General features: G+C 72.5%; 1 protein-coding gene. It reads left to right on the top strand.

What is annotated here, in order from left to right; all coding sequences use genetic code 11:
- Positions 1-159 precede the first annotated feature (159 nt).
- Positions 160-1,098 (top strand): neocarzinostatin apoprotein domain-containing protein, encoded by a 939-nt coding sequence (locus tag O3Q52_RS53395; RefSeq protein WP_269655588.1) that lies wholly within the window; start codon positions 160-162, stop codon positions 1,096-1,098.
- Positions 1,099-1,109 lie beyond the last annotated feature (11 nt).

Raw genomic sequence — 1,109 nt, 5'->3', positions numbered from 1 at the left:
GGCGCGGTTCGTGCCGTGGGGAGCGGTGGCGGGCGCGGCGGCCGGGCTCGCGGTGTGTGCGGCCGGCGGCCACTGGTTCGTACGGCGTCGTAGGCGGCCGCGGGAGACACCGGACGCCGGACAGCCGCGTACGGAAGTCGAGTTGACGGGAGCGGTGACGTGAGCGGCAAGGTGCGGATTCCGGTGGTGGTCGTGGTGCTCGCGCTCGTCCTGTTCCCGTTGACGGGGGCGACCGCCTCGGCGGCGGGGAAGCCGGCGGTCAAGCTGTCCAAGTCCCAGGCGGGGACGGGCGGTTCGATCACCGTGAGCGGTACGGGGTGGCGGCCGAACGCGCTGCTGATGATGCTGATCTGCGGGCAGTCCTCGACCGCCCGGGGCGTGATCGGCGGGACCAACTCCTGTGCCAACGCGGACGGCCGGGCCGTCACGACCGACGCGAAGGGCGGCTTCAGCAAGAAGCTGCCGGTCGCCGAGCCGCCCAAACCGTGTCCCTGCGTGGTGCACGTGGCGACGGTCACCGGGGAGAAGGCGGAGGCGGACGCCCCGTTCATGGTCGCCGGACACGACGTCGAGCCGTTGCCCAAGCAGGACAGCGGCGGACGGCTCTCGGTGCTCACCGACACCCGGCTCGACGGGTCGAGCGGCCTGCTCGCCTGGTTCGGCGCGCCGCCGTCCCGCAAGCTCGTCTTCACCGTCGGCAACGTCGGCACCACCGCCGTCAAGAACCCCGTCTTCCAGGTCGGCACCTCCCACGGCGTGTTCGCCCCGCAGTGGGAGGAACAGCAGTGGCGCGGCACCATCGGGCCCGGCGAGAAGGAACGGATCACGCTGCCGGTCGAGCTGACCGCCGGCGCGCACGGCGACTACACGGTCTCGCTCAAGTTCGGCGGCAAGGTGCTCGCCGAACAGCCGTGGGGCGTGGGGCGGCCCTGGGGCGTCACGCTCTTCTGGATCCTGGTCTGCGTCGTCGTACCGGCCGCGCTCTTCCGGATCGGGATGGCCGTGGTCGACCGGATCCGGCCGCGCGCCTCCCCCGGACGTACGCCAGGAACTCGGACATCGGCCCCGATCCGGCGCCGCCCGACATGGTGCGCATGAACCGCACGAGC

Origin of the sequence: Streptomyces sp. ActVer (assembly GCF_027270795.1) — a bacterium.
GTDB classification, from domain to species: Bacteria; Actinomycetota; Actinomycetes; order Streptomycetales; family Streptomycetaceae; genus Streptomyces; species Streptomyces umbrinus_A.
This window is presented reverse-complemented; position numbering and strand designations above follow the sequence as displayed.